The organism is Terrirubrum flagellatum (genome assembly GCF_022059845.1).
GTDB classification, from domain to species: domain Bacteria; phylum Pseudomonadota; class Alphaproteobacteria; order Rhizobiales; family Beijerinckiaceae; genus Terrirubrum; species Terrirubrum flagellatum.
In genome coordinates this window covers 5,345,706-5,367,298 of record NZ_CP091851.1, presented here as the reverse complement: position 1 = coordinate 5,367,298, position 21,593 = coordinate 5,345,706, and the positions used below count along the sequence as shown (strand labels likewise).

Genomic DNA, 21,593 nt, shown 5'->3' with positions numbered 1-21,593 from the left:
AGAACTATCTGATCCAGGCGTCGAACACTGGCAGCGCGAGCAGCACGCTCGCGCCGATCACGGCATAGGCGGCGCGGCGGAACGTCTGCTCGCTGGCGATATGGAAGCCGCGCACGCCGATCAGCAGGCCCGCGCCATAGATGATGATCAGCGGGATCGCGGTCCAGAATCGCTCCATCGTCACGACGCCCGCGGCCATGAACAAGAGGCCTGACACGAGCGTGTTGAGCGCGAAGAACACCAGGAGATTGTCGCGCGTGCGCTGCGCGCTGTTCGTCTGCGAACTCAGCCAGAAAAGAGCGAGCGGCATACCGCCGAGTTGCGCCAGCCCATTGAAGAGCCCGGACAGGCCGCCGACCGAAAGCGAGAGTTTCACGCCTGGTTCCGAGCGATAACGCCAGCCCGAGATCATCGCCGCCAGCGCAAGCGCAATCACGGTCGCGATGATCCATCGCGTGAGATCGCGATCGAGCCGCGTCAGGAGATAGACGCCGAGAGGCAGGGCGATGACGGAGCCGATCAGCAGAGGCCCGACTTCGCGCCAGACGGCGCGCGGAAAGGACCGCGCCGCCAGGGGAAAAGCATAGGGCAGATCGATGAACCAGATCAGCCCGACCGCTGCTGCCGGCCCGACCGCCATGCTGGCGACGGGCACGAACACCATGCCGAAACCGAAACCGGTGAAGCCGCGCACGATGCCGCCGGCGAACGCCGCCGCGCACAGAAGCGCAGCCGCAACCGGATCGGCGACGCCGGGAATCGAAAGCCAATCCATCGAAAGCGAAACGACTTAACGCGTCGGCGGATTGTGCGGCTGAAACAGGCGGCCCTTCTCGGCCCACAGCAACACGAGGAGCGCGCCGCGCATTATCAATTTGCCTCCACTCGCGGAACGACGTTGAAAACGCCTTGTGATGTCAGCAGGAAACCTGCTCTATCCATTCTTGTGCAAATGGCAAGGACGCCCATTACTGCGTGGGCCCAACAACTTGCGTCGACGGCTTAGCAAATTCCACGCGAGGACCGGCGGAAAAGTGAATTGTGCCAATAACGAATATCGTAAAATTATTCCGTTCATCCATGTGAACATATACGCCTGCGCCCCAAGGAGGATTGTTTTGCGCATTTGCAATCTGGGGAATGAGGGTCGCTGCACGACCTAACACTGCAGTATCGTTGCTCTTGAGTCCTTTACGATTCCAAATATCAATGGCGGTCGCTCCTGCGTCGTTGAATGTCGTCCTCATGTCGGCAGGAGTGGCGGGCGTTCTCAAGTCGAAGAACGGGAGCGGCCTCGCGCCGATATTGAATCCATAATCCGCCGCTCGCCCTGTTGAAGTCTCCGCCCATTTCGCCATCGCGCTAATATCCAGCCCGTGATAAACATAGGACAGATCGATTTTTAACCACCGATCTTTGAAGTTTAATTCCGTACTTGCCCCCAATCCCTTATGCTTCATGGAAACTGCGCTGCTTCCAGTCCGGGGATCGACGCCGAACACCAGCCGCGAGGTGCTGCGACCCAAAAATAGCTCTATCTTCTTTCCGTAATTGTATTGGAGACCGATCTCGTCATTTTTGATCGAGTTGAGAGACGGACGACTATAAACCAAATTCACCCGACTTGTGTTGGCGTCCATGGCCAACAAGCCCATGCTAAGCTTAAGATCGGGTGGCAATAAATGAAACTGCGCGTTGAAGTTGCCCATGGCGATCTCCGACAATGCACAGGGGAAAGCACAGCTAACAACTCTTTATGCCGACGGCGTTGTAACGCGAGAAATCTCCGGCCGCCAGCTCGACAACGTCGCGAATCGAAAGAAAGGTATCGGCGCTAAAGGAAGCGATCAGCGCGTCGGCGGATTGTGCGGCTGGAACAGGCGGCCCTTCTCGGCCCACAGCATCACGAGGAGCGTGCCGCAGCCAAAAGCGAGATAGCCGATCGTCAGCGGAATCACAGTGCCGTTGAAATGCTGGCCGACGAGATAGCCGAGCAGCGCGCCGGCGAGCGTCGTGTAGAATCCCATGAAGGACGAGGCGGTGCCGGCGATGTCGCCGACCGGCTCCATCGCCATGGCGTTCGAGTTCGGCATGATCAGGCTGAACAGGAAGTGGCAGCCGGCGAGCGTCGCGCCAAAAGCAAGCAGCGGCGGCGCGCCGCCATAGGCCTTGGCGACGACGAACTGGATCAGCGCCACGAGGATGAAGCCGATCGTCGCCCCATGGGCCATGCGGCGCATGCCGACGCGGCCGACCAGGCTGGAGTTCACGAAGGAGGCGAGGCCCATCACCGCAGCGATGCTGCCGAAGGCGAGCGGAAACCACGGGCCGAGGCCATAGACTTCCGTCTCGAAGATCTGTTGCGCCGAGTTCACGTAACTCATGACGCAGCCCATCATCATGCCCATGCAGGTGGAGTAGCCGATGCACACCCGCGTCGTCATCGAACGCGTGAAGCCGTTCGACAGCATCGCGAGCGACACCGGCCGGCGATATTGCGGCCTCAAGGTCTCCGGCATGCGCAGGCCGAACCAGCCGACGACGAGAAGCGCCATCAACACCATCGACAGGAAGATGAAGCGCCAGTTGCTCGCATGCAGGATCAGGCTCCCGACCGCCGGCGCGAAGATCGGCACGATGATGAAAATCATCATGGTGAGCGACATCACCCGCGCCATTTCACGTCCGGCGTAGCGATCGCGAACGAGCGCGACGGAGATCACGCGGGTGCAGGCGGCGCCGAGGCCTTGCAGCGCGCGCGCCGCAAGGAGCAATTCGAAACTCGGCGCGAACACCGCGGCGACACTGCCGAGGAGATAGACGCCCATGCCGATCATCAGCGTTGGCCGGCGACCGATCGCATCCGAGATCGGGCCGTAAACAAGCTGCATGACGGCGAAGGAGGCCATGTAGACCGTCATCATGAGCTGCATGTCGTTGCTGCTGGCGACGCCGAATTCCTGATGGATCGGACCGAAGGCCGGCATGATGTTGTCGATCGAGAAGGCGCCGATCGCCATGATCAGGGCGACGACGACAACGAACTCCGCAAAACCGGGCTTCTCGGCCGAGAGCGCGTCCCGGTCCTTCGGCGAATAGAGCATGAGAATTGGGTCCAGAGGTCTTGGCGGAGCGCGCAAAAACGGGCGCGGCGTCCACGAAGCGTGATTTGACCTTTCTAGGCCCCATCGCCGCATCCGTCGACGAAAATATGCTGCGACGCAGCGCGCTCAGCGCAGGGGCGGTATGACTTCAGCCTGGGAAGGCCGGCCTTTTGCTAAAATGCCGCACGTCGCGCCGTCGCGATTGCGACAGCGAGGTGACGCTACGCCGCGCCGGCCTGCAGCTCACATGCAGGGCACGAAGGAAGAGCCCGGCCGCGCCGGGCAGCGCCTGCCGAAATTGCCGCCGGTGCCGACCCATTCGCGGCCGTTCGACGACAACTCCCAGCCCTTGCCGAAATTATTGCCGGTGCCCGTGACCCGGCGCCCGCCCCCGCCGACGTTATAGCCGCCGCCGAACCGGGTTCCCGTTCCTGTGAAGCTTTTCCGCTTGCGATCGACGTCAAATCCGCCGCCGAAATTCGAGCCCGTGCCGCGGACGGCGCGGCGCTCACTCTCCCAGCCGCGCCCGAAATTCCGGCCGGTTCCACGATAGCCCTGCGGCGTCGTCTCATACTGCGCGAGCGTCATGCAGGCCGCAGGCGCGCAGACGCTGGCTTCCAGCAGCGCGGGCGCCGACGGCTGCGCGCTCAGTGCTGACATCAACAGAAGCTTCGCAATCATGAGCGTCTCCCAACGGAACGGCTTGCGCCGACGCCCGCCTCATAATCAGAAGAAACCGCTGCGCGCCAATGGTTTCGTGTATCGTTAGCGGCGACATGTTTCATGCGTTTCGCCGTTGCGGCGCGCAAGCGCGCTTGACCCGGGGCGCGCGACGCGGCCTCTCAGCGACATGAAGGCTCACGCGATTCGCATCATCGGCATCGATCCCGGTCTCAGGAAAACCGGCTGGGGCCTCGTCACTTCGGAAGGAACGCGCCTCTCCTTCATCGCCTGCGGCTCGGTCAATTCTGACGAGAAGAAGCCGCTCGCCGAGCGCTTGCGGCAACTCCATGACGGGCTGTCGGACGTGTTTCGGCTGCATGCGCCTGATGAGGCGGCGATCGAGGAGACCTTCGTCAACAAGGATGCGCAGGCGACGCTGAAACTCGGCCACGCCCGCGGCGTCGCCATGCTGGTCGGCGCGCTGCACGGGCTCGACGTCTCGGAATACGCGCCGAACCAGGTGAAGAAGACGATCGTGGGCTCAGGCCACGCCGAGAAGGCGCAGATTCACATGATGGTGCGCGTGCTGCTGCCGAAGGCGGATCCGAAGACCGACGATGCGGCCGATGCACTGGCGATCGCGCTGACTCACGCCCAGCATCGCGGCGTGCGGAAAATATAGAGATTCACTCCTTCTCGAACGCGAAAAGATCGGCGTCGGGATCGGTCGCGCCGATCAGGCCTGCGCGGATGATTTCAGCGGCGATGCGACTGTGGGTGATGCCGTTGCCGCCATAGCCGAGCACAGCCCAGCAATTCGCCATGCCGGGGATTTCTCCGATGGAGGGCAATCCGGTCCCGCTTGCTCCGAATGAGCCGCACCAGGCAAAGTCGGGTTCCGTGTCGAGGTCAGGCAGCAGGCGCGTCAGTTTGCGGCGAAGGGCGTCGATCTTTCTCGGCAGGAGCACGTCGCGCTTTTCCTCGTCTGAAAACTCCTCGTCCTCACCTCCGCAGATCACACGGCCTTCCTTCGTTGCGCGCAGATAGAGATAGGGTTCGGACGCCTCCCAGATGAAGCATCGCTCCGGCCATACCAGGCGCTTCTGCGGGCGTGTCGCGAGCGCGAAGGTCGAGACAATGCGATGACCGCGAGCCGGAACCTGTTTCGGCAGTTCGTAACCCGTCGCGAACACGAGCGTGCGACAGCGGATTTCATGCCCGTCGGCAGTCGTCGCCGTCACGCCGCGTGGTCGCGCTTCGACATTCATGATGTCGCAGGGCGTATGTAGCTTGGCGCCGCGCGCAATCGCAGCGCGCAGGTACCCGGCGGCCAACCGGCGCGGATCCGCGGCGAGATTGTCATAGCCGAGAAGCGCGGCTTCTCTCGAGATACCGAACCGCCGAAGCAGCGCCTTGCGTCCGAGATAGCGTGTCTCGAAACCCGCAAGGCGGCGCGCATCGCATTCGCGACGCAGCCCCTTCGCATCGAGTTCGCTTCCCGCGAGATAGAGCGCGTCGCGGCGTTCGAGATCGCATTCGATCGCGAGCTCTCGGGTCCGCGCCGCGATCGACTCGACTGAAAGTCTGGAGCGTCGCCAGGCGCGTGTCGCATCCGTCACGCCGATCTGGAGCGAAAGGACGCTCAAAGGCGTATCGATTTCATATTGCAGAAGTGCGGTGGATGCCGGCGTCGAGCCGCGCAACGGCCCGTCGCGGCGGTCGACGATCATCACCTCGAAACCGGCGTCCGAGAGCGCCTCGGCGACGAAGGCGCCGGAGACGCCCGCGCCGACTACCAAGACGTCCGTCTTCGCGCCCCTCCGCAAGCGACTTGCGGGCAATCGCTTGAGCGGGCGTGAAAGCCAGATCGGCTGACCGGTGCGGAGATCTTTGCGGTGAGTCGTCAAATCGGGCTCGCAATGGCCGATTCAACGCCTCATCGCACGCAATTGATCCCGGACTTACGCGCCTTTTCGCGGCGGGGCGGCGAGCGGCAGATCGTCGAACAGGCTCGGCGCATCACTGGTGCGGGCGCGCTCGATCGACAGCATGCGCATCTTGGTCTCGACGCCGCCATTGGCGGAGAAGCCGCCGGTCTTGCCGTTGGCCGCCAGCACGCGATGGCAGGGCACGATCGGCGGAAAAGGATTGTTCCCAAGCGCCTGCCCGACGTCTCGCGACAGGGCGACATCGCCGAGATCGCGCGCAATGTCGCCATAGGTGCGCGTCGCGCCGGGCGGAATGGCGCGCGCGATGCGATAGACGTCCGCGCTGAACGCCGGCACCCCTTCCATGTCGAGTTCGATGTCGGCGAGATCGCGCGAACCTGTTTCGAACAGTTCCCGCACCGCGTCGATGACGTCCGCGATCGACTTCGGCGGCTCCGCCTCGCGCGCATCGGGATAGCGGCGCATGAGGCGATCGCGCATGTCGATCGCCGACGGCAGCGGCAATTGCCCGCCCACGATTCCGCGCGGTCCCCAAACGACGCCGCAACCGCCGATGGCGGTGTCGAACAGTGCGAATCCTTGCTGGCTCATGACGCCGTCAAAATATGGCGTCGACCGCTCTCGCGCTAGACGTCGAGCACGATGTCGAAGCGGCCGACTTTGCCGTCCGCCGCGTTCGATACGCGCATGAGCAGCCGACGATCGAACAGGCCGTCGCGGCCATTGCCGGGCTCGTCGGGGAAATAGAGTTGGGTCGTCAGGATGCGGCCGCGCGGCGCCTGCGCCTTGAGATGGAAATGTCGCGTGCGCCCGACATAGAGGCCGGGCGTGATCGTCTCGAACACGAAGCGGCCTCGCGCATCCGTGAACTGATGACCACGCAGGCGATAGCTCTTGTTGTCATATTCGCCCTGGCTATCCGCATGCCAGAGATCGACAAGCGCCCGCGGGATCGGCCGACAACGACGATCGAGCACGAAGCCCATCAGGTTGAAGCCGTCGCCTGCGGCGTCGGCGCGAAAATTCGCCTTCTCCGGCGTTTTCGGCGAATAATACGGGCCTTCCGTTTGCGCCGGCGTTGCGCGTTCGTCATGACCGCAGGCGGGCGTCGGCTCCGCCGTCTGCGCGATCGACGCGCCGACTGAGAATTCCGCTCCGGCGACGCCCGCCGTCGCGGCGAGCCAGAGGCGCGCGAGTTCGCGCCGCGTTTGATTTCCTGACATCATGATCGGGGTCTCTGTTTGGGCAGAGACCCTGGCCGCTCTTTGCGGCCGAATTCGACCGGCTCCGTTTCCGGAAATATCAGCGCGCCGCCATGCCTCTGACGGCCGCCTTCACGATATGGCCGATCGCCGGCGCGATTTCCTCACGCGTCAGCAATCCCACGCGATCCTGCAGTCCGAGCGTCACGATGCCATGCACCGACGCCCACAGTGCGCGCGCAGCGACATCACGCTCATGCGCGTCCATTGGCGCTGTCGCATCAGCGAAAACGCGGCCCAGCAGCGCGAACAAATCATCGGTCAGTTTGGTGAAGCTTTCGGGAAATTCGCGATCCGCAGCGGCGCGATGGGTGAACAGCGCGTCGAAGCGTTTGGGATGTGCCTCGGCGTAAGAGGCGTAGGCGCGCGCCAGCGCGATCAGGCGATCCTCCGCCGCGCCGGCCTGATCCATCTGCGCCAGCGCCTCGGAACAGGCGGCCATGATCTCGCGCAGCGTCTCTTCATTGGCGGCGATGATCACGCCGTCGAGATCGCCGAACAGGTTGTAGACCGTGCCGACGGCGCAGTCGGCCCGTTCGGCGATCCGCCGGGCCTGAAGGCCGGCGAGGCCGTCATTTTCGACAATCTCGACCGCGAGCCGCGCCATCTCGGTGCGCTGGCGGCTCCGGCGATCCGGCGGCGGCGCGTCGCTCACGGCGCGTTCTCGCAGCCGCTACGAAAAAGCTCTTGAACAATGTTCATCGACTTGCTATACATCACATTGAACATTGTTCAAATCGCATTGGATCGTGAACAAGGTTCGTAGTGGGGAGGTGGACGATGCTCAAGCTCATTCTGTCCCTTGTCAGCGACTGGAACGCCTATCGCCGCATGATGGCTTGGGGCGAGGCGCCGCGCCGCTGCCTTCTGGCGCGCTTCGCCGACGTCTCGACCTGGCCGATGGAGTCAGTCCTGCCGCACTGAGCGGCGGGCGGCCGAGGCGTGCGCGATCGCATCGGTCGATGCGAAATAGGGTTTGATGTCGATGAGCGGCGTGCCGTCGAGACAATCGACGCCGAGCACCGTCAGCGTCCGTCCCTCGATCGCGATCAGCTCCGCCGCCGCCATGGCGATCGGATTCGGCCGCGCCGGCGAGCGCAGCGCGAACACGCCGCGCGGCTCGCCGAGAAGTTTGGGAACCTGCACCACAAGGTCGCGCGCCGCCTCGCCCATCCAGTAGAGCGCCCAGACATGCGAAAAATTCGAGAGATCCTTGAGGCCTTCAACGTAGAGGTCGTCGATCTCGATCGTCGAAATCGCACCGTCGCCGCGTTCGATCGCCTCGCGACTGCTTTTCGGACATTGCTCGCGCGTGGTCCATGGCGTGCGAATGCGGCCGATGAAACGCAATTGCGCGTCGCGCGCCGGCGGCTGATCAATGCGGACCTCGCCGGGCCGGCTTTCGGCTCTCGTTTGATTCATCAAGCCTTCCTTGCACAGAAGCGACGGGAATGCGATCCGGCCGCTTCGTCAAGCCGTCGATCTCCGATCCATGTGCACTGCTCTCAGCATCGCCGAAATCGCGCCGCGCTTTCCCAAGGCGCGCATCGCCTTCGTGTTCGCGCGCAACCTCGACATCACGACCGCGCGACCGCCTGAACTCGACGCGCTCATCGCCAAGCGCGAAGCGGATTGTCGCACGCGCTGGAGCGGCGTCGAGCTGTCGCAGATTCCTGGCATCGCCGCATGGCGCGAGGCCTACAAGGGCTTCGGCATCAGGAAGACCAGCTATCGCTGCTCCGTCGAGCGGCTGGTGAAGCGCGTGCTGGCGGGCGATCGGCTGCCCGAAATCAACACGCTGGTCGACATCTACAACATCGTCTCGCTGACGCATGTCTTCTGCAGCGGCGCCGACGATCTCGCGAAGATCGAAGGCGATCTCTCATTCCGCTTCGCCAGATCAGACGACAGCTTCATCGACATGGGCGCGGCCGAGGGCGATGATCCCAACGATCCGCCGAAGGAAGGCGAGGTCGTCTACGCCGACGCCGCCAAGGTACTCTGCCGGCGCTGGAACTGGCGGCAGGACGCCCGCTCCGGCGTGACGACCAATACAAGCGACGCCGTCATCACCGTGCAAGCAAACGGCTGGGGCGATCTGGATGCGGCCGTCGCCGACCTCCGCGATCTGATCGGGCGCTTCGCCGGCGGCCTCATTTCCCATGCGGTTCTCGACAGCGCCCGGCTGGACGGCGCCGCGCCCGGTTGAGCCGCCCCGCCGGCTCCGGGGGCGGCCCTTGCGCGACCGGCGATAATCACATAAACATATCCTTATATCTTTCTGCCGAAAGTTGGATTGATGGTCGTCTCTACGCCGCTCTCTTTCGAGGCCGTGCTCTCGACGCTGAAGGCGGCGGGTGAGGAGACGCGCCTGCGCATCGTCGCGCTGCTGGCCGAGGGCGAACTCTCGGTCTCCGACCTCACCGACATTCTCGGCCAGTCCCAGCCGCGCATCTCGCGCCATCTCAAACTCCTCATGGACGCCGGGCTCGCCACCCGGAACCGCGAAGGCGCCTTCGCCTTCTTCCGCCTCGAAACCCGCGGCGCCGGCGCGCCGCTCGCCCAGGCGCTTGCCGGGGCTCTCGACCGCAACGACGAGATTCTGGCCGGCGACCGCGCCCGCCTCGCCGCCGTCCGCGCCGCGCGCGCCAAGGCGGCCGAACAGTATTTCTCCCGCCACGCCATCGAATGGGACCGCATCCGCTCGCTCCATGTGGCCGAGAGCGAAGTCGAGCAGGCGATCGTCTCGGCCGTCGGCGACCGCCCGATTCATGCGCTGCTCGATCTCGGCGCCGGCACAGGCCGCATGCTGCAATTGTTCGCCGGCCGCGCCTCGCGTCTCGTCGGCGTCGATTCAAGTCCCGCGATGCTGCAGGTCGCCCGCGCCAATCTCGCCAAGGCGGGCGTGCGCGGCGTCGAACTGCGCCAGGGCGACATCTATGCGCTCCCGGTGGAGCGCAACGCCTTCGACGTCGTCATCATCCATCAGGTGCTGCACTATCTCGACGACCCCTCGCGCGCCCTGCGCGAGGCCGCGGCGTCGCTTGCGCCGGGCGGCCGGATGATCGTGGCCGACTTCGCGCCGCACGCGATCGAGGAGTTGCGCGAGAAGCAGTCTCACCGCCGGCTCGGCTTTACGCCGGAAGAAATCACGCTTCTGATGCAGGAAGCCGGCCTCGATTCTGAAGGCCATCGCGACCTGCCGCCGCCGGACGGCGACGCCTCCAAGCTGACAGTGTCGATCTGGATCGGGCGTGACCGGCGCATGATCACAGACTATCCCCTGCAAATTCCTGGAAGAGAGGTGGCGTGATGAGCGCAGACCTGCTGAACGGCGCGGCCCGCGCTCCGGCGAAGACGCCGCACGTCTCCTTCGAGTTCTTTCCGCCGAAGAATGCGGACATGGAAACGGCGCTATGGAGCGCCATACGGCGCCTTGAGCCGCTCAATCCCTCCTTCGTCTCGGTGACCTACGGCGCCGGCGGCACCACGCGCGAGCGCACCCACGCCACCGTGAAGCGTCTCGTCGAGGAAACGACGCTGAAGCCGGCCGCGCATCTCACTTGCGTCGGCGCGACGAAAGAAGAAGTCGACGACGTCGTGCGCGGCTATTGGGACGCCGGCGTTCGTCACATCGTCGCGTTGCGCGGCGATCCCGCCGGCGGCATCGGCGCGTCCTACACGCCCCATTCCGGCGGCTATCAGACGACGCCTGATCTTATCGCCGGCCTGAAGAAGATCGGCGATTTCGAGATCAGCGTCTCGGCGTACCCTGAGAAGCATCCGGAATCGATCTCGCTCGACGCCGACATCGAACTGCTGAAGCGCAAGGTGGACGCCGGCGCAACGCGCGCGATCACGCAGTTCTTCTTCTACAACGATCTCTACTGGCGCTTCCTCGACAAGGCGCTGTCCGCCGGCATCAATGTGCCGATCGCGCCGGGCATCGCGCCTGTGCAGAACTTCAAGCAGACTGCGGGTTTCGCCGGCAAGGTCGGCGCCTCGATCTCGGCTGCGCTCAGCCGCCGCTTCGAGGGACTCGATCATGACCCCGAAACGCGCCGGCTCGTCGCCGCCGCCGTCTGCGCGGAACAGGTGACCGACCTCATCAATCGCGGCGTCAATGATCTACATTTCTACACCATGAACAAGGCCGATCTCGTTTACGCGATCTGCCATCTCATCGGCATGCGACCGACGGCGCAGGCGGAAGCCGCGCGCGTCGCGGCGGAATAACATCAACCATGACCAAGCTCGACGCCCTTACGACCCTTCAGGCCGCCGCGCGCGAGCGCATTCTCGTGCTCGACGGCGCCATGGGCACGCAGATTCAGGATCTGAAACTCTCCGAGGCGGATTTCCGCGGTGAACGTTTCAAGGACTGGGCGCGCGACCTCAAGGGCAATAATGACCTGCTGGCGCTGACGCAGGTCGACAAGCTGCGCGACATTCACCTCGCTTATTTTCGCGCCGGCGCCGACATCGTCGAAACCAACACCTTCTCATCGACCTCGATCGCGCAGGCCGACTACGGCATGCAGGAACTGGCCTACGAGTTGAATCTGGAATCCGCGCGCATCGCGAAAGAGGCGGCCGCGATCGCGGAGAAGGAGGATGGCCGTCCGCGCTTCGTCGCCGGCGCGCTCGGGCCGACCAACCGCACCGCCTCGATCTCACCCGACGTCAATAATCCCGGCTTCCGCGCCGTCTCGTTCGATGACCTCCGCACCGCCTATGGCGAACAGGCGCGCGGACTGCTCGATGGCGGCGTCGATCTTCTGCTCGTTGAGACGATCTTCGACACGCTGAACGCCAAGGCCGCCGTCTACGCGATCGAGGAATTGTTCGCCGCGCGCGGCGAACGCGTTCCCGTGATGATCTCGGGCACGATCACCGATCTCTCCGGCCGCACGCTCTCCGGTCAGACGCCGACCGCCTTCTGGCATTCGCTGCGCCACGCGAAGCCCTTCTCGATCGGGCTCAACTGCGCGCTCGGCGCGAAGGAGATGCGCGCCCATATCGCCGAGATCGCGCGCGCGGCCGATACGCTTGTCTGCGCCTATCCCAACGCCGGCCTGCCGAACGAGTTCGGTCTCTATGACGAGCGTCCCGAAGCGACGGCCTCAATGCTGGCGGAATTCGCCGAAGCCGGCCTCGTCAATATCGTCGGCGGCTGCTGCGGCACGACGCCGGCCCATATCAAGGCGATCGCTGAGGCGGTGAAGGGCAAGAAGCCGCGCGAAATTCCCGAGCATGTCCCGCAGCTCAAATTGTCGGGCCTCGAACCTTTCACGCTGACGCCTGACATCCGCTTCGTGAATGTCGGCGAGCGCACCAACGTCACAGGCTCGGCGAAATTCCGCAAGCTGATCACCAATGGTGACTACGCCGCGGCGCTCGACGTGGCCCGCGATCAGGTCGCGAATGGCGCCCAGATCATCGACATCAATATGGATGAAGGTCTGCTCGACTCCGAGAAGGCGATGGTCGAATTCCTCAATCTCGTGGCGTCGGAGCCTGACATCGCTCGCGTGCCCGTGATGGTGGATTCATCGAAGTTCCACATCATCGAGTCCTGCCTGAAATGCGTGCAGGGCAAGCCTGTCGTGAATTCGATCTCGATGAAGGAAGGCGAAGAGGCCTTCATTCATCACGCCGAGATCTGCCGCCGCCATGGCGCGGCGGTCGTCGTGATGGCCTTCGACGAGAAGGGCCAGGCTGACTCATACGAACGCAAGGTCGAGATTTGCAGCCGCGCCTATGACGTGCTGGTCAACAAGGTCGGCTATCCCCCCGAAGACATCATCTTCGATCCCAACATCTTCGCCGTCGCGACCGGCATCGAGGAGCATAATGGCTATGGAGTCGCCTTCATCGAGGCGACGCGCGAAATCAGGCGCCGCATGCCGCTCGTCCATATTTCAGGCGGCGTCTCCAATCTGTCCTTTTCGTTCCGCGGCAATGAGCCGGTGCGCGAGGCGATGCACTCGGTGTTCCTGTACCATTGCATTCAGGCGGGCATGGACATGGGCATCGTCAACGCCGGCCAGCTCGCGGTCTATGACGAGATCGATCCGGAATTGCGCGAACTCTGTGAGGACGTGATCCTCAACCGGCGCGAGGACGGCACCGAGCGCCTGCTTGAAGCCGCGCCGCGCTTCAAGGGCGACGGCGCCGCGGCGGTGAAGGGGCAGGATCTCGCCTGGCGCGAATGGCCGGTCGAAAAGCGCATCGAGCACGCGCTCGTCGCTGGCGTCACCGAATTCATCGTGCAGGACACTGAAGAAGCGCGCGCCAAGTCGGAGCGGCCGCTGCATGTCATCGAAGGCCCATTGATGGCCGGCATGAATGTGGTTGGCGATCTCTTCGGCTCCGGCAAGATGTTCCTGCCGCAGGTGGTGAAGTCCGCCCGCGTGATGAAGCAGGCCGTCGCCTATCTCGAACCCTTCATGGAGAAAGAGCGCGAGGAGACCGGCGTCGCCGATCGTCCGGCGGCGGGCAAGATCGTCATGGCGACGGTCAAGGGCGACGTTCACGACATCGGCAAGAACATCGTCGGCGTCGTGCTCCAGTGCAACAATTACGAGGTCATCGATCTCGGCGTGATGGTGCCCGCCGCGAAGATTCTCGAGACCGCGAAGCGCGAGAAGGCCGACATCATCGGTCTCTCCGGCCTGATCACGCCGTCGCTCGACGAGATGGTGAATGTCGCGAGCGAGATGGAGCGCGACGGGTTCGACATTCCGCTGCTGATCGGCGGCGCGACGACCAGCCGCGTCCATACCGCTGTGAAGATTCATCCCGCCTATGAGCGCGGACAGGCGATCTACGTCACCGATGCGAGTCGCGCCGTCGGCGTCGTCTCTTCGCTGCTCTCGAACGACAACAAGGGCTCCTATATCGACGGCGTGCGCGCGGAATACGCCAAGACCGCCGATGCGCATGCGAAGGCCGAGCTCGACAAGCAGCGTCTGCCGATCGAGAAGGCGCGCGCCAATGCGCTGAAGCTCGACTGGAGCGCTTATCAGCCGCCGAAGCCCTCTTTCACCGGCATGCGGGTTTTCTCTTCCTACGATGTCGGCGAGCTCATCCCCTATATCGACTGGACTCCGTTCTTCTGGACCTGGGAGCTGAAGGGCCGCTTCCCCGCGATCCTCGAAGACAAGGTCTATGGCGAGGAGGCGCGCCGCCTTTACGAAGACGCGCGCGAGATGCTCGACCAGATCGTGGTCGAGCGCTGGTTTACGCCGAAAGCTGTGATCGGCTTCTGGCCGGCCAATTCGGAAGGCGACGACATCAACCTCTTCACCGGCGAAAGCCGCAGCGAAAAGCTTGCGGCGTTCCATGGGCTGCGCCAGCAGCTCATCAAGCGCGACGGGCGCGCCAACACTTGCATCTCTGACTTCGTCGCGCCTGTTTCGAGCGGCAAGGCGGATTATCTCGGCGCCTTCGTCGTCACGTCGGGCCTGTCGGAAGAGCGCGTCGCCAAGCGCTTCGAGAAGGCGAACGACGACTACCGCTCGATCATGGTCAAGGCGCTGGCCGACCGCATCGCGGAAGCTTTCGCCGAGCGCATGCATGAGCGCGTGCGCAAGGAATTCTGGGGCTATGCGGCGGACGAAAACCTGTCGAGCGATGATCTGATCACCGAGAAATATCGCGGCATTCGCCCGGCGGCCGGCTATCCCGCCCAACCCGATCACACGGAGAAGGCGACGCTCTTCCGGCTGCTCAACGCCGAGCGCCGCATCGGCGTGGCGCTGACGGAGAACTTCGCCATGTGGCCCGGCGCTTCAGTCTCGGGGCTCTACTTCTCCCATCCCGAGTCGCATTATTTCGGAGTCGCCAAGGTCGAGCGCGACCAGGTCGCCGATTACGCCCTGCGCAAGGGAATGAGCCTGTCCGAGGCGGAGCGCTGGCTCGCGCCCATCCTTAACTATACGCCCGCCGGCGCGGCCATGGAGGCTGCGGAATAGCGCCCGCAGCCCGCGAAAAAGAGCCTCGCCAAATGACGTTAGGGCAAAATCGCGACGCCACGTCGCATCAGAAAGCGTGTTTCTCGGTTCACGACATCTAAACGGTTGGCGCCTAGTTTCATCGCCGGACCCCGGCCATGCGCTACGCGGACGCCCTCGCTGGCGAACTCAGTCTTGTCTCGAAGGGTGACCTGGGTCACCGCCGCGGTCATGCGGTTGATCAGCTTGTCGAGAACTTCACGCGCCAGGCGCCCCTGCTGAATGACGAGGCCGTCGAACTCTACGACGTGGCGCTGCGCTGGCTGGTCGCCGATCTCGAAAAAGAGGCGCTGGTCCAGCTCGCCGAAAAGCTCGCGGACATTCCGAACGCGCCCTACGGCACGATCCGCATTCTGGCCTTCCATGACGAGATCGCCGTGGCGGCGCCCGTGCTGGAGCGGTCGTCGCGGCTCGAAGCCGGCGACCTTATCGCCATCATCGGCGCCAAGGGGCAGCAGCACATCATGCTGGTCGCGAAGCGATCGGACCTCACCGAGGCCGTCACCGATCGGCTGATCGCTGTAGGCTCCGCTCCCGTGCTCCAGACCCTGGCCGCGAACGGCCGCGCGCCTCTCTCGCGCGACGGGTCCGCCATCCTCCTGACGCGCGCGAACGCCGACAGGAAGCTGGCGGTCGCGCTGGCCGACCGTTTCGGCCTGCCGCCGCAATTGCGCGACCGGCTGGTCGAGGACGCCGCGTCGGTGCTCCGCGCCCATCTCGCCAAGATGCTGCGTAAATCCTCGCCGGCCGAGCTCGACGCGGCTGTGGCGGCCAGCATTGAGGCATCGGCTGCGCGCATCGGCGCCGCGCCTCCGTCCCACGATGCTGCGAACCGCATCGCCCGGCTCGAGCAGAAACCCGACCTGTCCCACGAGCATCTGTTTCTCGACCTTCTGCGCCACCGCCGCCTCCGGGAATCGCTCCAGATCCTCGCCGAGCGCGCCGGCCTGCCGCATGATCTCGTGCTGACGATCTTCGCTGGCGATGATTTCGAGCTGATGGCCGTGGTGTTGCGCGCCGCCGACATGAGCTGGGCGGCGGCGGAGGAGACTCTGGCTGCGCGTTCGGGCGGACTCGATCGGCTGGCGCTGCGCGAGATGTTGCGCAACAGGTTCACCATGATGTCGCAGCGCGACGCGGCGCGGCTCGCCCGGAACGCCAAGATCGCGCGGCCCGCCGCGCAGGCGGCAAGCTGACTTCAACGGCGCCGCCTGACGCCCGTTTCGGCGCCGCGGGGTTTGACGCCATTCCACTCCCGTTCTCTAATTGAGCCCTGAGTGAAGGCTTGGCGCGAGCGCGCGGCCGCAGGGAGGGATGGGGATGACCATCAATTGGAAATCTGTGGTCGCTGCGGCGGCTGTGTCCGTGGCGGCGACGGGCGCTTTGTCCGTCGCATCGACGGACGCATTTGCGCAGGGCAAGACGCTGCGCGTCGTCATGCATTCGGACCTGAAGATTCTCGATCCGATCTGGACGACGGCCTACATCGTCCGCAACCACGGCTACATGATCTACGACACCCTGTTCGCAACCGATGCGAATGGCGAAATCAAGCCGCAGATGGTCGACAAGTACGAGGTCTCCTCCGACCAGCTCACCCACACCATGACATTGCGCGACGGGCTGCTGTGGCACGACGGCAAGCCGGTCACATCAGAAGATTGCGTCGCCTCGATCAAGCGCTGGGCCGCGAAGGATGCGATGGGTCAGAAGATGATGAGCTTCGTCGATGCGATCTCTTCGCCCGATGCGAAGACCATCGTCATCAAGCTGAAATCGCCGACCGGCCTCGTGCTCGCCGGCCTCGGCAAGCCTTCATCGAACGTCCCCTTCATGATGCCGAAGCGCGTCGCCGACACCGATCCGAACACGCAGATTTCCGAGTTCATCGGCTCCGGCCCCTTCGTCTTCAAGCAGGACGAGTGGAAACCCGGCGACAAGACGGTCTATGTGAAGTTCGACAAGTACAAGCCGCGCTCCGAGCCGGCCTCCAGCCTCGCCGGCGGCAAGGTGGTGAATGTCGATCGCGTCGAATGGCGCGCAATCTCCGATCAGCAGCAGGCGGCGAACGCGCTGCTCGCCGGCGAGATCGACATCATCGAGGCGCCGACGCACGATCTCCTGCCGTTGCTGAAAGCCGACAAGAACATCGCGCTCTATGACTGGAACCCGCTCGGCAACCAGTACACGATGCGGATCAACTCGACGCAGAAGCCGTTCGATAATCCGAAGATTCGTCAGGCGCTGTGGTACGCCTTCAATCAGAAGGATTTCCTCGACGCGACCATCGGCAATCCCGATTATTACAAGGAATGCAAGCCGATGTTCATCTGCGGCACGCCGCTCGCGACGGACAAGGGCCTTGAGGACAAGTTGAGCTCGAATTTCAACAAGGCGCGCGAGCTGCTGAAAGAAGGCGGCTATGACGGAACGCCGATCGTGCTCCTGCATTCGACTGATCTCGCGGTGCTGACCAATCTCGCGCCTGTTGCAAAATCGCTGATGGAGAAGGCCGGCTTCAAGGTCGACATGCAGTCGATGGATTGGCAGACCGTTGTCGCCCGCCGCGTGAAGAAGGACCCGGCGAACGCTGGCGGCTGGCATGCGATGCTGACCTCATGGGTGTCCGCCGACATCCTGAACCCGGTGGCGGCCGCCTTCTTCAACGCCTCCTGCGATAAGGCGCCCTTCGGCTGGCCCTGCGATGAGGCGATGGAAAAGCTTCGCGACGACTATGCGCGCGAGACCGATCCGGCCAGGCAGAAGGAGATCGCGGCCGCAGTCCAGGTGCGCGCGTCCGAGATCACCACGCATATCAATCTCGGCCAGTGGTATCAGCCCGGCGCTCATCGCCCCAACGTGTCGGGCTGGCTGAAGGCGCCGGCGCCGGTGTTCTGGAACATCACGCTGAAGTAAGGACCTCCGCCAGCCGCGCGATTGATTCGCGCGGCTGGCTTTTTGGGGGCGGGAGCGTCAGGCCGGCGCTGGCTTTCGGCTTGCATCCCGTCCGTGAATACGGAAGGCGGAGAGAACACACAGACATGAAGGTCGCGGCGGAATGATCCGATGATCGCTTATGTGTTGCGACGTCTCGTCGCCACCATTCCGGTCATGCTCGTCGTGGCCGTCTTCGTCTTCCTCATGCTTCGACTGTCTCCCGCCGATCCCGCCGCAATCATCGCCGGCGACAGCGCGACCACCGAACAGGTGGCGCAGATCAGGTCGCGCCTCGGTCTCGACCAGCCGATCGCCACGCAATTCGTCATCTGGTTCGGCAAGCTCGCGCAGGGCGATCTCGGCGAGAGCTTCTTCTTCAAGAAGAGCATCGTCGACCTCATCAGCGAGCGTTTCGAACCGACTCTGTCGCTCGCCTTCGTCACGATTCTCATCGCCGTTATCGTCGCGGTGCCGCTGGGCGTGCTCGCCGCCTACAAGCAGGGAAGCTGGATCGATCGCCTGGTGATGGGCTTCTCGGTGCTGGGCTTCTCCGTGCCTGTGTTCGTGGTCGGCTATCTCCTGATCTATCTCTTCGCGATCCAGCTCGGCTGGCTTCCGGTGCAGGGCTACCAGCGCATCGCGCAGGGCGTTGGCGGCTGGCTTGAAAGGCTGATCCTCCCAGCACTCACCTTATCGGTCATCTATATCGCGCTCGTCGCGCGCATGACGCGCACCAGCGTGCTCGAAGTGCTGTCGGAAGACTACATCCGCACCGCGCGCGCCAAGGGCCAGATCGAACTCAAGGTGCTCTTCCGCCATGCGTTGAAAAACGCCGCGGTGCCGATCGTCACCGTCGTCGGCCTCGGCGTCGCGCTCCTCATCGGCGGCGTGGTCGTGACCGAAAGCGTCTACACAATTCCGGGCCTCGGCCGTTTGACCGTCGATGCGGTTCTGGCGCGCGATTATCCCGTGATCCAGGCGATCATCCTGCTCTTCTCCTTCATCTATGTGCTGATCAATCTTCTGGTCGATCTCACTTACACGCTGTTCGATCCGAGGATCCGCTATTGAGCGCGCCGACCTCAACCTCAACATTGACCCCGGAGGTTTCCGCGCCGCCGCGCGCCCCGCGCGCCAGTCTCGGCCGCTTTGTCTTGCGCAATCCTGGCGTGCTGATCGGCGGCGCGATCGTGCTGGTGATGATCCTGATCGCGATCCTTGCGCCGGTTCTCGGCACGATGGAGCCGACCGAAATCAATCCCGCCTTCCGCAACAAGCTGCCGGGCGCCGAGCGCACGATCCGCCTCGATGACGGAACGACAAAGGCTTTCATCCATCGCTTTGGCACGGATTCGCTTGGCCGTGATGTTTACTCGCGGGTGCTCTATGGCGCGCGTGTCTCGCTCATCATCGGCGCCTGCGTCGCGATCCTGTCGGTGAGCCTCGGCCTTCTCATCGGCATGCTCGCCGGCTATTTTCGCCTGCTCGACGCGCTGGTGATGCGGATCATGGATGGGCTCATGGCGATCCCCGCCATCCTGCTCGCCATCGCGCTGGTGTCGCTGTCGCGCGCCGGACTGCTCACCGTCATCGTCGCCATCACCATTCCGGAAATTCCGCGCGTGGTGCGCCTCGTCCGCTCGATCGTGCTGTCGGTGCGCGAAGAGCCTTATGTCGAGGCCGCCATCACCACGGGCACGCCGACGCCGCTGCTGCTCTGGCGCCACATCCTGCCGAACACCATCGCGCCGCTCATCGTGCAGGGCACTTTCGTCTGCGCCTCCGCGATTCTCGTCGAAGCGATCCTGTCGTTTCTCGGCATCGGCATCCCGACCTCGACGCCGACCTGGGGCAACATCATGGCCGAAGGCCGGCAGTTTTTCCGCCTGTTCCCGCACAACATCCTGTTCCCCGGCGTTTTCCTCGCGCTGACTGTGCTTGCGGTGAACATGCTGGGCGACGGTTTGCGCGACACGCTCGATCCCAAAATGGCGAAGCGCGTGTGATGAGCGAACCTGTCCTCGCCATCGACAAGCTCACCGTGCGTTTGCCGGCGCTGGGCGATCGCGCCAACGCGATCGACAACGTCTCCTTCACCGTCGGCGCTGGCGAGATCGTCTGCGTCGTTGGCGAATCCGGCTCGGGCAAATCGGTCACCGCGCAATCGGTGATGGGATTGCTGCCGAAGGGCCAGCTTCAACTCGCCGGCGGCTCGATCAAGTTGCTCGGCGACGAGATCACGACGAAGACTCCCTCCGAGTTGCGCGCGCTTCGCGGCGCGCGCATGGCCATGGTGTTTCAGGAGCCGATGACGGCGCTCAATCCCGTCATTCGCGTCGGCGACCAGATCGCCGAAACGCTGGAGATTCATGAGAGGTTGTCGGCGGCCGAAACGCGATCACGCGTGCTCGACATCATGCGCGCCGTGCAACTTCCCGATGTCGAGACCATGGTCGACGCCTATCCGCATCAGCTCTCGGGCGGACAGCGGCAACGCATCATGATCGCTTCTGCGCTCGTACTCGATCCCGCGCTGCTGATCGCCGACGAGCCAACCACAGCGCTCGACGTGACGACGCAGGCGCAGATCCTCAAGCTGATCCGCGATCTCCAGTCGCGTCGCAACACGGGCGTTCTCTTCATCACCCATGATTTCGGCGTCGTCGCCGAGATCGCGCATCGTGTCGTGGTGATGCAGAAGGGTCGTGTGGTTGAGACGGGATTGAAGGAAGACATTCTGCGCCGGCCGCAGGAGCCCTATACGCGCATGCTCATCGGCTCGGTGCCGGGCCTGACGCCGCCGACACGCGCGGAAGCGCCGAAGAAGCGTGTGGCGCTGGAGACGGTGAAACTGTCCAAGGTCTATTCGAGCGGCGGCGGCTTCCTGAGCTTCGGCAAATCCCGCGTCGTGAAGGCCGCGAATGACGTGTCGATCTCCGTGAAACGCGGCGAGACGCTCGGCATTGTCGGCGAATCCGGCTCCGGCAAGTCAACGGTCGCGCGCTGCGTGACGCGCCTCATCGAGCCGACATCAGGCGACATTCTGCTCGATGGCGAGAATATTGCGCGCCTGCCTCAATCTGCTTTGCGCGCCAATCGTCGCCGCGTGCAGGTGGTGTTTCAGGACCCTTACCGCTCGCTCAATCCGCGCCGCACGATCGGCGAGGCGATCATCGAGGGGCCGACGAATTTCGGCGTCTCCCGCGCCGACGCCTTCGTACGCGCAAGAGAGCTGATGCAGCTTGTCGGCCTCGCGCCCGACGCGCTCGACCGTTATCCTCACCAGTTCTCCGGCGGCCAGCGCCAGCGCATCTGCATCGCCCGCGCGCTTGCGATGGAGCCGGAAATCCTGATCGCGGATGAGGCGGTTTCGGCGCTCGACGTGTCCGTACAGGCGCAGGTGCTGAAACTGCTCGACGAGGTGAAGAAGAAGTTCGATCTTGCGGTGCTGTTCATCACGCACGATCTGCGCGTCGCGGCCCAGATATGCGACCGCATCGTGGTGATGTTCAAGGGCGAGATCGTCGAGCAGGGACCGACCGCCGAGGTCTATGGCGCGCCTCAGCATGATTATACGAAGCGGCTGTTCGCCGCCGCGCCGGGAAAGAACTACGCATTCGGCGTCAGCGCGTAGTCTAAGCGCGCTCTTCCAAGGCTTGTCAT

Annotated in this window: 20 protein-coding genes; 11 read left to right on the top strand and 9 right to left on the bottom strand. The window is 63.9% G+C overall.

The genetic code is table 11. From position 1 onward, the window contains the following. Positions 1 to 4 precede the first annotated feature (4 nt). From L8F45_RS26165 to L8F45_RS26150, 4 genes are all read right to left on the bottom strand, one after another. Complete coding sequence (locus L8F45_RS26165; protein WP_342360757.1) at positions 5 to 775, bottom strand: sulfite exporter TauE/SafE family protein; 771 nt, start codon at positions 773 to 775, stop codon at positions 5 to 7. Positions 776 to 968: 193 nt separating this feature from the next. Further along, the gene (locus tag L8F45_RS26160; RefSeq protein ID WP_342360756.1) at positions 969 to 1,709 is read right to left on the bottom strand and encodes a hypothetical protein; all 741 of its coding nucleotides are present in this window, start codon (positions 1,707 to 1,709) and stop codon (positions 969 to 971) included. A gap of 138 nt (positions 1,710 to 1,847) precedes the next feature. Further along, on the bottom strand, positions 1,848 to 3,104 hold the full coding sequence (locus L8F45_RS26155) for a multidrug effflux MFS transporter (RefSeq protein WP_342360755.1): 1,257 nt from the start codon (positions 3,102 to 3,104) through the stop codon (positions 1,848 to 1,850). A gap of 243 nt (positions 3,105 to 3,347) precedes the next feature. Next, positions 3,348 to 3,785: a hypothetical protein gene (locus tag L8F45_RS26150; RefSeq protein WP_342360754.1), complete on the bottom strand. Its 438-nt coding sequence runs from the start codon at positions 3,783 to 3,785 to the stop codon at positions 3,348 to 3,350. Between the two features lie 169 nt (positions 3,786 to 3,954). On the opposite strand from L8F45_RS26150, the gene ruvC reads away from it, so the two are divergent. Then, positions 3,955 to 4,449 (top strand): crossover junction endodeoxyribonuclease RuvC, encoded by a 495-nt coding sequence (gene ruvC, locus L8F45_RS26145; RefSeq protein ID WP_342360753.1) that lies wholly within the window; start codon positions 3,955 to 3,957, stop codon positions 4,447 to 4,449. A 4-nt stretch (positions 4,450 to 4,453) separates the two neighbouring features. Here ruvC and L8F45_RS26140 read toward each other — a convergent pair whose 3' ends face one another. The 4 genes from L8F45_RS26140 to L8F45_RS26125 all read right to left on the bottom strand — a co-directional run bounded on the left by L8F45_RS26140 (position 4,454) and on the right by L8F45_RS26125 (position 7,633). Further along, positions 4,454 to 5,566 (bottom strand): NAD(P)/FAD-dependent oxidoreductase, encoded by a 1,113-nt coding sequence (locus L8F45_RS26140; protein WP_342360752.1) that lies wholly within the window; start codon positions 5,564 to 5,566, stop codon positions 4,454 to 4,456. 162 nt (positions 5,567 to 5,728) lie between these two features. Then, positions 5,729 to 6,307: a methylated-DNA--[protein]-cysteine S-methyltransferase gene (locus L8F45_RS26135; protein WP_342360751.1), complete on the bottom strand. Its 579-nt coding sequence runs from the start codon at positions 6,305 to 6,307 to the stop codon at positions 5,729 to 5,731. A gap of 35 nt (positions 6,308 to 6,342) precedes the next feature. Next, positions 6,343 to 6,942: a dioxygenase family protein gene (locus L8F45_RS26130; RefSeq protein WP_342360750.1), complete on the bottom strand. Its 600-nt coding sequence runs from the start codon at positions 6,940 to 6,942 to the stop codon at positions 6,343 to 6,345. 76 nt (positions 6,943 to 7,018) lie between these two features. Then, positions 7,019 to 7,633, bottom strand: a complete 615-nt coding sequence (locus L8F45_RS26125; RefSeq protein WP_342360749.1) for a TetR/AcrR family transcriptional regulator — start codon at positions 7,631 to 7,633, stop codon at positions 7,019 to 7,021. A 125-nt stretch (positions 7,634 to 7,758) separates the two neighbouring features. On the opposite strand from L8F45_RS26125, the gene L8F45_RS26120 reads away from it, so the two are divergent. After that, on the top strand, positions 7,759 to 7,902 hold the full coding sequence (locus L8F45_RS26120) for a hypothetical protein (protein ID WP_342360748.1): 144 nt from the start codon (positions 7,759 to 7,761) through the stop codon (positions 7,900 to 7,902). Here L8F45_RS26120 and tsaA read toward each other — a convergent pair. Then, positions 7,885 to 8,400 carry a tRNA (N6-threonylcarbamoyladenosine(37)-N6)-methyltransferase TrmO gene (gene tsaA, locus L8F45_RS26115; protein ID WP_342360747.1) on the bottom strand — a complete coding sequence of 172 codons (516 nt, stop codon included), beginning with the start codon at positions 8,398 to 8,400 and terminating at the stop codon, positions 7,885 to 7,887. The two genes, L8F45_RS26120 and tsaA, sit on opposite strands and share 18 nt — an antisense overlap. 70 nt (positions 8,401 to 8,470) lie before the next feature. On the opposite strand from tsaA, the gene L8F45_RS26110 reads away from it, so the two are divergent. The 9 genes from L8F45_RS26110 to L8F45_RS26070 all read left to right on the top strand — a co-directional run bounded on the left by L8F45_RS26110 (position 8,471) and on the right by L8F45_RS26070 (position 21,564). Further along, positions 8,471 to 9,187, top strand: a complete 717-nt coding sequence (locus tag L8F45_RS26110) for a B3/B4 domain-containing protein (protein WP_342360746.1) — start codon at positions 8,471 to 8,473, stop codon at positions 9,185 to 9,187. A 90-nt stretch (positions 9,188 to 9,277) separates the two neighbouring features. Further along, positions 9,278 to 10,291 carry an ArsR/SmtB family transcription factor gene (locus L8F45_RS26105; RefSeq protein WP_342363579.1) on the top strand — a complete coding sequence of 338 codons (1,014 nt, stop codon included), beginning with the start codon at positions 9,278 to 9,280 and terminating at the stop codon, positions 10,289 to 10,291. Then, a complete protein-coding gene (gene metF / locus L8F45_RS26100; protein WP_342360745.1) occupies positions 10,291 to 11,214 on the top strand; it encodes a methylenetetrahydrofolate reductase [NAD(P)H] in 924 nt (307 codons plus the stop codon). Before L8F45_RS26105 ends, metF begins: the two co-directional genes overlap by 1 nt. Positions 11,215 to 11,222: 8 nt before the next feature. Further along, the gene (gene metH / locus L8F45_RS26095; RefSeq protein ID WP_342360744.1) at positions 11,223 to 14,954 is read left to right on the top strand and encodes a methionine synthase; all 3,732 of its coding nucleotides are present in this window, start codon (positions 11,223 to 11,225) and stop codon (positions 14,952 to 14,954) included. Between the two features lie 137 nt (positions 14,955 to 15,091). Then, a complete protein-coding gene (locus L8F45_RS26090) occupies positions 15,092 to 16,189 on the top strand; it encodes a DUF2336 domain-containing protein (protein WP_342360743.1) in 1,098 nt (365 codons plus the stop codon). Between the two features lie 124 nt (positions 16,190 to 16,313). Next, positions 16,314 to 17,909: an ABC transporter substrate-binding protein gene (locus tag L8F45_RS26085; RefSeq protein ID WP_342360742.1), complete on the top strand. Its 1,596-nt coding sequence runs from the start codon at positions 16,314 to 16,316 to the stop codon at positions 17,907 to 17,909. A 150-nt stretch (positions 17,910 to 18,059) separates the two neighbouring features. Beyond that, positions 18,060 to 19,001 carry an ABC transporter permease gene (locus L8F45_RS26080; protein ID WP_342360741.1) on the top strand — a complete coding sequence of 314 codons (942 nt, stop codon included), beginning with the start codon at positions 18,060 to 18,062 and terminating at the stop codon, positions 18,999 to 19,001. Between the two features lie 83 nt (positions 19,002 to 19,084). Next, positions 19,085 to 19,936, top strand: a complete 852-nt coding sequence (locus L8F45_RS26075; RefSeq protein WP_425329967.1) for an ABC transporter permease — start codon at positions 19,085 to 19,087, stop codon at positions 19,934 to 19,936. Further along, positions 19,936 to 21,564: an ABC transporter ATP-binding protein gene (locus L8F45_RS26070; protein ID WP_342360740.1), complete on the top strand. Its 1,629-nt coding sequence runs from the start codon at positions 19,936 to 19,938 to the stop codon at positions 21,562 to 21,564. The genes L8F45_RS26075 and L8F45_RS26070 overlap by 1 nt, the downstream gene beginning before the upstream one ends. Positions 21,565 to 21,593: the final 29 nt, after the last annotated feature.